Here is a 10,436-nt window from a genome sequence, read left to right on the forward strand (position 1 = left end):
ATTAGAACTAGAACCGGTAGAGAACATTTGACCTAAGTAAAGTTAGAGGATTGTGACCGGCGAATACTATATCCGTACACTCTGTACAATCAATGCGATTATACTAATTCGATCACAGAAGATTTATTTTATTAATTTATAGTTGCAATCCTTATTGATGCATTTTCTAGAACACTCGCTTCTACTTAAAGAATCTAAGTTAGTTTGTATATTTGGAATTGGAAATAAGTATGCCCAAATAAATTTATTACCACAACTATAAAGACATTCCCTTTTGTCTTCACAATCTATTTTCCAAACTTCTTTGATTTCATATTTAGAAAAGTCGAAAGGCCTGTTATCTTTTCCCAGTATTGTTGCACTGAGTAAATATATAATGAATAAAGGTGTGAATTTACTTTGCAAAATGAAGATCGCTATATAGATCTATCCACGATTAAAACCCTGCCTGGATGTTTTCAGCGTCTCAATACTTCTCTAAATATTCTTCCCAGTAATTTGGATACAATCTCTTCGCTTCGTTAATTGCCGCAAGCGGGATGGGAGTGGCCCGGTAGTCGATTCCGTTCTTTTTAAGGAAGGCGACGACTTTCATCTTTTGTTTGTATCTTTCTGAGTTTAGGGGGAGGGTATTAAAACGTAATCTGTCCGCGATATATTGAGGATATTCTTCTTTTGTGTTATAGTTTTTTCCACTAACAGTACCAAACTGTTGTTTATAGTCGATTCCATTTTGGAGTAGATACAATACTATATCCATGTGATTATGTATCAGTGCTTCCTTAAGAGGTGTAGAGCCAAGTTCATCTTTAAAATGTATATTTGCACCAGCTCTAATTAAAAGTTTTACGTTTTCTAATTTTCCATCCTGACTTGCATTAATTAAAGGTGTATATGTAATTGTGCCGCTAATGATCTTTCCTTTTGCTTCAATGTTTGGATTCCCTCCATATTCAAGTAATAATCTCAATAATCTTAAATCTTTCACACTTGCCCCATACATTATAGGTGAATAACCTTCCGAAAGTGAATTCTCTTGCTTATTGGGATCTGCACCTAACTCAAGTAGAGTTTTAGAAGAATCGTATCTTTCGTTTTTTACTTCCAAAGACAGCAAGGTTTCTCCAAACTTCGATTCCTGGTAATCCACATTTAACTTGCCTTCTCTTACGATTTTTTTCATCTTTTCCGTATCTTGAATCACCGCTGCTTTCGTCAGTTCCCATACAGGAGTTTCGCGGAACAATCTAAAATCGTAAACCGTAATGTTAGCTCCCAAAGGTGGAGGTGAGTCTAGATCAATCAGGCCCAGATTTACTTTTGTTCTAAAACGCCATTCCGCACAAGAAACGGAAATACAAATGGATATTATACAAATTAAGTATTTCATAAAACATTATCCTTACCCTTTACTGTATTATTTTTTATTGAGGCTTATTTTTTTCTGGCACTAAGATAGAAAAACCAGCATCAGAAATGCAAGTATCCTTATACTTAGAACCAGGGTAAATTTCTTTGATTATTATCTTAAATAACAGATCCATCTGGAGATTAAGATCTTTTTTAGATTTTGGAACGATTTTTAATTTAAACTTTTGTTCATCCATCGTGTCTGCTAACTCGATCTCATGAATACTATTGAGAAGAGGGCCGTCATCTATATAAATATCTGTTCCTGTAGCTGTATCTGGCCCTGATACAGACATTGTATATCCAATCTCTTGCACTTCTATAGAAACTTTTTTTACTCTGTTATTTGCTAAAAATAAATCTTCGTTCTTGGCAAATCCATTTACAATTGTAAACAAAGAGTAGTAATCTCCTCTCTGCAAAATTTCTTTATATTTATTGATACTTGCTTTGTTTTGATAGGGTACATAAATAAATTCTGCTATTCCTTGGTTTTTTGATACACACCATGCTGTTTCTTTTTTATAGTCATGTATTTTCGAGGGAATGTATTCATCTTGAGATTTGCCCTTCTCTATTAAGAACGAACTAGCTACCGCTTGAAAGCACTTACTACCTTTGAGACAATCGTTTACATTGACATAAAGTCTTTCAAAATTCAAATCTCTCGCTATTAAATAAAAGATTGGAATGATGAATAAAAAAAATAAATTTTTCATGGCCTATTACTCCTTTTGGATATTTTCAATCACGAATGCCGTCTTCTTACCTATATCCCATTTACCGTAATCATAATGTGCATACATTCCTGACCCTTGATAACTAGTACCATTCGCATTCCCATACGGATCATGGACTATCCAACCCGTAGAATCATATCCTACAATCACTAATCTATGACCTCCGATAACTGGAGAAACGTTAAATTCCCCACCAACTACTACCGGTTTTCCTTCACCCAAGGCCTTTTTGATAGAACCAGTTTTCCAATTATTTGGATCAGGTTTATATTGAGTTGGGCTTGTTCCTGAAATTGCAATTTGATCTATATCTAAGGCTATTAGTTTTTGATCATATTTTTCGAGAACTTTATCCAAATATTTATCTTTTTTAAGCTCATCCCCGTCAGAAAGAATTCCATCTTTATGTGCTTGTTTGATAAAATCATCGACAAATTGATACATTCCGTTTTGAGAAGTAGCTCCCATATATTCCGCTGCAATGGAGGTTGCGGTTGGAGAACATTCATTGCCCGGATAAAGAGTATAATCAGAAAACTCTATTTTGCTAGCATTGTCTCTCTGAGAATCATAAGCCACCTGATTTAAAATAACTCCTTCTCCATTTTTTAACACAGTAAGACGATCCGTACTATTTTCAGTGTCGATTTTATCACCATAACGATTCACAAGAGTCTCTGTCGTGATTCTCGCATAATTTTCTCTTGTATAATCAATCCTCGCCATTAACGGATCAGCCTTTGCATTCGTAATTGTTGTATTCAATTCGGTTTGCAATCTTTGATACAGCTGTTTTTGCTCAGTGGTAGAACTTGGAGCATTGAGCCCATTTTCCTTTGCAAATTTTTCAAGTAAGTCTTTTGATTTTATAGAAGCATCATAGTTGAAATATGCATCTTTGATCATTTGAGTTCCGACCTTCCCCAATGTTTCATGAATTTTTTCAGGCGGAGTCATTTCTGGAAATTCTAATTTTAAACTACTTCCTTTCTTAAAGTCATTTACATTGGGAAGTTCAACCGCTTCCACATACCTCTGCTGTAAAGTAATTGATGAATTCGAAATCTCACTTACATTCAGGGGACGAGAAGTAACTTCTGGTTTATTTCCTTCCATCACAGGACTATACCCAAGCCCCATTGCTGTATTTCTGATCAGGCTATTTAAATTATCTTTTACTTTGTTTGGAATTTTCTTTTTGAGTGGTTCGTATACAGAATTATAGGCAGTCTGAAAAAAACCTCCCGCACTACCCTCTTGAGTTGTATGAGGTATTTCCTTAAACTCAGGTGTTTTTACAGTTTCCGCATTTTCATTCTTGAAATAATGATCTACGAAGTTATCGATTTTGTGACCTTTAAAGATTCCTTCCGGTGTCACAATCGCTTCCGAATGAGTTCGACCATTGGGACCGATGAATGGAAATAAAGGTCTTTGGACCAAAGTATTCAAAGGATCGGTAGGAGTGATGTATGCATCGATCCTATTCCATCCCGTATTGAATGCATTGGAAATCCCATTGGTAAGAAAGTTGGTTCCTGCCGGATTGAAAGTGATCGCAGGAATTCCTGTTTGTAAAGAAATAGAAGCCGCCATTCCACCACCCAAGGAATGTCCTGTCGTCATTAGGATTGCGCTTGGATCGTTATCTTTTATATACTGCTGAATTGCTTCAGCATTCTTAAGTGCAAGTTTATACTGAGTCGAACCGCCTACTACAGCACTTGCATTCGTTGCTCCGTCTTTGCTTATAGGACCTCCTTCCGTCCCTGCCAAGGAATATACATAAACCGTCCTTTCTACTCCGTCTATCGTAGCAGTTCGTTTGACCAACATAGAATCCAAACCAGTTATTCCATGATCGACAAATTTTAACTTTTCCAAAGGTGTCCCACTAAAATCATCCGGTCCTAGTATCTTAAATGGATTTTCACTTTTTCCAAGTAATTGATCCTTTTTATCTTTTGGAACATCAGAATAAACTGCCGCCGCTAACAAAGCCGCATCCGCTTTCGATAGTACAGACGGATTCACCGCAGGAGTATCATTCCACCAGTCCCTTGGCATTTGAACTATCTCATTCGCATTCGACAACATTCGATTTACACCATCGGCTAAGTTCGTAGAAAGACCACTAATCGAATCGACTATGTTATCTTTTACCCTACCCATAAAGTCAGAGATTGTATCCAGAATAGTATCAACACCTTCCTCGGTTCTTCTCCTCGCCACTTCAACAACTCTTGCTACTCCTGTTGTTGGTATGGGTATGCTGTTAGACGTTCTACCCAATCCAATGAAGGCAAGGGCTGCGGTTCCAATGCTAGTCAAAGCAGCCAACGCCAATGTATTCGGATCTACAACATGATTGATCCGATCCAAAGCTTCCTCTCTGGCAAGCGGACTCATACCATCTACCTCTTCCTGAGTTCTGTCATCTCTTAATAGCTGTTTGTTTTCGTTCTGAGTATTGATCTCACCGGCGATTCTAGCGATCTCTGTATCAGGTAGATTGTTTATATCCACATCAGGCATATTCTCTCGGATCGTTGCTATATCAGACGCCTTCTGACGAATCTCATCCGTCATGTCCTGTGCTTTGTTGATATTTATATCAGTCCAACTGATCTCATCATACTGGAATCCATCCCGGGTCATAGTAGCGAGACTCACACCATTCAACTGACCCGATGTGGATAATCCGTTACGATCTATCGTAGAAGTAAGTCCAAGTCCGGTCTGTGCATTCGTATAACCAACACTACCGGAAAATCCTCCACCGTTTACATCGTAATTTGCCCCTAAGTTCCAGCCTTGTCTTGGTCCTTTATCACTCGGGTTGTAATTCGCTCCGATCGTCGTTGCGCCATTGGTTGTACTACTAGCTGTTAGCTGTATTCCTTTGATTCCGCTTTCCATCGAACCGGAAATCGTTGTATTTCCTCTTTGAGAAAAACTAATAGAAACATTTGCTTTGGCTCCCCCAAGTCCGAGGGCACCTCCCCAACCTTTTTGTTTCTCGTAACTTACTCCAAGACCGAGAGCTCCTTTTCCAAGATACTCCGCTGCCTTGCCGGTTAGATTCATTCCACCACCGGCAGTAAATGCTCCGATGGCTCCATTGGCAAGACCTGCAATGATTCCTTGAGTTCCATTTCTAGATCCGTCAATTGCCTGAACGGCCCCGTTGACAATCGCAGCTCCTACGTTAGCTGCTGCTGTCGCGGACGCTCCCACGAGGGATCCTACTGTGGCGAGCGCTGAACCAACGGCTCCGAGAAAACCGGTACTTGCGACTGCCGTTGTTGCTGCTACAGCCGCAGCACTTCCCGCGGCAGCGGCTCCGGCCGCACTGGCACCGGCGGCGGTTGCAGCTGCCGTCGCTGTTTGGGCTGCTGCCGCAGCTGCGGAAGCAGCGGTCGCTGCACCAAGTGTAGCAACCGTTACGGCGGTAGTTATGACTGTTGAACGAATTGCTTTATTCTGTGCTTTCTTATCCGCTTTCTTTTGTTTTACCTTACCATATTGTTTACGGAAACTTGCATCTGCTATATCTTTATCAATTCCTGTTGCTTTGACGATCTCATCTACTACAATCCTTTGACCCAGTTCTTCTACTAGTCCCGCTTTGTTTTTAAGAGTAGGGACGTTCGATGTGTAACTCATTCCGGGTGCAGACATACCCATTGCTTGGTTCATATAGGCTAAGGATTGTGCTTCCGCACTGGTATTCACCGAACCTGAAAATGCGATTCGATTTCCATTACTTAACATCTTTTGAATGTCTCTTTCTCTGACACCTAACGCTACCGCTGCTGTCTTTAGAATTCCTCCACCGACTCCGGCGATTTGAGAACCTATATTGGCAATCGGATTGGAATTCACTGCATTTCTTGTTTTCTTCGCTGCCTGCGAACCTTGGTAATCCGTCAGTAGTTGTCCCACAACGTCTCTGGGAATACCGGTCGCAGCTGCGAGCGCAGTTGTAGCAGAGGATTTGATCATTGCATTCTCATTGGCTTTAATCGCTGTAAGTTGGTCTTTTGGACCGGTGATTCTGTTCATCATAGAATCTGCCGCTTGATTTCCCGCCACCGCCCGGTAAGTGGAAGCTCCAATACCAGTAACCATTCCGAGTCCGCCTCCACTTACTCCTTGAAAATTTGTCGCAAAGGCCGCTCCACCGAGTGCAACCGACATTCCCCCCGTGGCAAACATTAATCCAGTCGCGACAAACGCTCCGGCTGCATTTGCCAGGCTATTCTTAGCCATATTGCTTTTGATCTTTTTCTCCTGAACTTTTCCTCGCATATAGCTTATTAGTTGGGATGCCATGGCAATCTGATCTTCACTTCCCCCCGTAGCCCGGATAAATCCCGCCGCCAAACTGGAATTTATCTGATCCTCTATTTTGCCTTTGATGGATGCTTTGATCCCTGCCACACCACCGGAAATATAAGCCATAATCATATCTTTGAGAAATGAATCCGCAGCTTCCGCAGCTACCTTTGCCTCTTGGAATTTTTTCTCGTTTTTGGCTTCCACATCCCGGATGAGTGCTGTCGCCTGGCCAAGTTGTTTGCTATCCTGTGACAAACCTTTCGTATAGAAATCATTCATCACAGTGCTTGCTTGTTTGTCTACGTTGGCCCAATCGTTTTGGCCCCATTCATCAAACAAGTCTTTCCCTTTGGGAGCCATCACTGGACTTACTTTGGCTAAGCTGATGTATTGACTTTCGTTTTGGGTTCCTGAGATATATTTCCCTTGTGCATTTCTGCCGCCGATCTGGCCGTTACTTATGACCTTGGATAAAGTCACTCCTCCGCTCGCATCATAAGCGATATTGAATTCTTTCTTTAAGAGGCTAGTGCATTGTGACGGGTCTTTGTAACAAAGGCCTTCTATTTGTTTTTGCGCATCCGTCAATGTCAGTCCTTCCGTTTGTCCCAGAAGGATTTTTTCATCCATCGACAAGGATTTTACAATCATTCCATTTTGGAATTCGTATCCTTGCGCTTTCAGTAAATTGATTTCACCTTCCATATAATTATTAAAGGCCGCTGTTTGCGCAGCGTTGATTTTTTTCTCAGTTTCTTGGCACCCGGCATAACCCGCCGTTCCTGCGACGCAGACCTTATCGAACTTATCGCCTTTGTAAACATAGTCCGCTTGTTTCTTCAGGATTCCCCGGATCAAATCATTGTTAATGTTTCCGATACTTCCGTTCACCAAAACCAGGTCGCCATCTTCATTCAGTTTAGCTCCCGCACGGTTGTCCCAGTTTACATGATAAGCCATTTGATTGACTAACTTGGATTGTTCCTGTTTTGCGGTGTAAGTGTTGTTTTCATTGATGGAAAGAAGTTGAGAAAATTGATACACTCCGTTCGTAGTGTTTGCAAAAACTTCAGATATATCTTTTCCATTGATCTTTAGGCTCGTATCAATTGTCTTTTCCGTGGCAGCACCCAGGATAGAAAACTTTTGTCCTCCCGAACTAGAGTTATTTCCAAAAAATCCGCCGACTGCATTGGATATGTTAGAAATGGTAGAACTTAAATTCGAATATACATAAGCGTCCTTCTGAAAGCCGGCAACACCTAATGCATTCGACAATCCGAAAACCATATCCTGGCTTATCATTTTATTTCCAATCGCACTTAAACTGATAGATGCCAAAGCATCCTTAGGAATCATGCTGTTGTTCAAAGCTGGCATTGACACGGGAGAAGGTTCGTAAAATGTAAATTCACGACTGCTTAAGTCGTTCATTGAACCCTTGTAAGAGCTCATTGCATCCGAAACATTTGTAGAAATGTTTGCACTTGCGATCGAAGCATTATATGTATTTAATAACTGTTTGCTTATGGATTTGAGTTCTGCCGTAGACTCCGCTTCTGCGGCTTTGGTACTTAACTCGTTCCATTTGATGGTGGAGTCGTGTCTCTCGTCTTCCATCTTTTGAATCCAGGCAGTCTTCTTTACTTCCAGGTCTGCCCGGGCATTGTCATAATCTATTTTTGCCTGGGCTTTTAAATCGTCAGCGTTAGTCTTCCATTGTTCATGAAAACTATTATAACTTGCGACTTGGGATTCCCAACTTTGTATAGCGGGTGTAATCTGGTTCATATATTTACTGAGTTGGCCGTTTAAGGAACCGTAGTTTCCATTCCAATAAGTTGCCTGGTCCGCTGCGCTCCCGTCATGCAAAGCGTAAACTACATCATAGCCGATATTGGCCATTTGAAACCAATACGTAGACAAAACACGGTCGGCTCCCCAAAACCAGGGATTTCCGTTCATGTCTTTGTTAAAATTCTGCTGGGCTCCATTGATGCTATTCCAAGCGAGCCCGTCCGAATGTTCCGGCCCGCCCCAATCCGTATAAACATTTGCGGCATAAACCGCTGTAACGGTTCGACCTGTCCCGCCTATACCTGACTGGATGATGGTTGCAATGCAGTTAGATTTCCTCTTCCGGCGACAATCGCCTGAACTACCGCCTGAACGTTCGCATTATCAATTCCGGAAAACAATCCGTTCGTATCCCTCGACCAGTGAGATCTTTGATCTGCGGAAGTATGGTCAAAGGTAAATACTCCGTTATTTATATCATTGATGTATTGCTGACCATACCCTACACCATACGGATTGGCCGGAGGCCAGGTGGTTTGTACTGTGCTGATCTGATTCGAATAATCCGTATAAGTCAGATAAGCTGAATTTGTCTGGCTTGATAGAAAATTATTAATCAGAGCGGAAATCGTAGTGAGTATGTTAGTCGGATTTAAACTATTATCATTCAATACTTCGTTCAGGCTCGTGACAAGCGCACTCATAGTCTGACCCGCTCCATTCAAACCACCGTTATTTGCTTGTCTGTACAAACAGGGATTTGCCTGGTTGCAGGGCTTATCCAACATTGTCTGGAACTCACCGACTATGCCTTTGATTGCATTCTTAACAACTGTTTTATAGGAATCGATCGTAGTCAGGTTGTCCTGGAAAGTTGCTTCCGAATTGTCCAGACTTGTGAGAAAATTACCGTATTCGTCTTCTATATTTCCCAGAGTGTTTGCAAAATCATTCAGTCCCGATTGATAGCTCTGGTTGAAATTTGCATTCCAGTTGCTGGCTGCGCTGCTGATATTACTTTGTAACTCTTCAATTCTTTGATTTCCCAATAGAAGTTGCATGGACTGGGTTTGCGCACCCAGCCGGTCTAAATAAGCCTTGTTGTATACGTTTGTTTCTATTTTTGTTAAAAACTCGTCTCTATTCCGAAGAAAGTCCAGATTCGCCCGGCTTTCCCAGGTATGCAAAGCCTCCATTTTCTGAGAGATTAGTTGTTTTAGCGCAGAGTCCTTATGCGCATTTAGATCGTTATACGCATCGCTTGTGTTTATGCCCGAGACGTAATCGTAAATGGTCCTGTCTGCCTCGGCTTCCCACTGAGCGCGGAATAAACCTTTCTGACGCAGCACCTGATCCATCCAGGCTTGCGTGGAATTCAGAAAATACGACTGAGCGTAGACCTGGTTCATCACATTCGAATTGTAAGGATCCATCTGCAACTGAGGGATCGTTGCCTGGGAGAAAACCGCACCTGCAAAAAACAGTGAGAATACAAAGGAAAAAAGCGCGAGCGCGCCTTGTGTTTTTGTAAACCGGGTGAATCTTTGTTTTGTCGTCTGTTCTTGTTCCATGGTCCTTCCTCCGATGTTTGCCAACTAATGATACTTAGAAGATAAAGTCAAAAAAATATGCGGATTGCCCGTTCATTTTGTTGTTCCGTTTTTTTAGTTTTCTAAAAAAAATTTCCCTGAAATCTGATCGGACTGATTTTAGTTTCCATCCGCCTTGTTGTTGTTAATTGATATGATAATCGACTTGTTTGGTTGTATATTTTCATAAAGACTTCCTTGCCGTGTTAAGTCGGCTAAAAAAGAGGGTCTGGAAATGAATGGTTTGGTTCTGATTTTTTAAAGGTTTTTGGAAAAAAGTTAGGAAAAGTGGGGTTGTTCTCAAAATGGGGGACGGGTTCTTGGTTTAGGACGGATCTCCCCGCCCCTCCCCTCGCGCCAATAGAAGCGAGAAGTATCCGAAGGATCATCAGCAAAGCTGATCTCCTGGGTGGGGTGAAACCACAAAGCCACCAAATGCGTTCCCTCTAACACATCTTCACCGCTACCGCAAGCAAAACCTTCCCGATCAGAAATTTTCTTCAAATAAGTTCGCCTTTTTGCCGCATGGTGCCGGCTAACGTAGACCTATATTGAAAAA

4 protein-coding genes are annotated in these 10,436 nt (G+C 41.4%); all 4 read right to left on the reverse strand.

Annotated features, from left to right (window positions below; all coding sequences use genetic code 11):
• Window positions 1-466: 466 nt before the first annotated feature.
• From EHS11_RS10325 to EHS11_RS10340, 4 genes are read right to left on the reverse strand one after another with little or no spacing between them, the layout of a single operon-like run.
• Window positions 467-1,390: an ankyrin repeat domain-containing protein gene (locus EHS11_RS10325; RefSeq protein ID WP_135764336.1), complete on the reverse strand. Its 924-nt coding sequence runs from the start codon at window positions 1,388-1,390 to the stop codon at window positions 467-469.
• Between the two features lie 34 nt (window positions 1,391-1,424).
• Complete coding sequence (locus EHS11_RS10330; RefSeq protein ID WP_135764337.1) at window positions 1,425-2,129, reverse strand: NADase-type glycan-binding domain-containing protein; 705 nt, start codon at window positions 2,127-2,129, stop codon at window positions 1,425-1,427.
• 6 nt (window positions 2,130-2,135) lie between these two features.
• Complete coding sequence (locus tag EHS11_RS10335; protein ID WP_342775441.1) at window positions 2,136-8,612, reverse strand: TIGR04388 family protein; 6,477 nt, start codon at window positions 8,610-8,612, stop codon at window positions 2,136-2,138.
• Window positions 8,585-9,859 (reverse strand): TIGR04388 family protein, encoded by a 1,275-nt coding sequence (locus tag EHS11_RS10340; protein ID WP_135764339.1) that lies wholly within the window; start codon window positions 9,857-9,859, stop codon window positions 8,585-8,587. The genes EHS11_RS10335 and EHS11_RS10340 overlap by 28 nt, the downstream gene beginning before the upstream one ends.
• Window positions 9,860-10,436: the final 577 nt, after the last annotated feature.

This window comes from Leptospira ilyithenensis (assembly GCF_004771005.1).
Classification (GTDB): Bacteria; Spirochaetota; Leptospiria; order Leptospirales; family Leptospiraceae; genus Leptospira_A; species Leptospira_A ilyithenensis.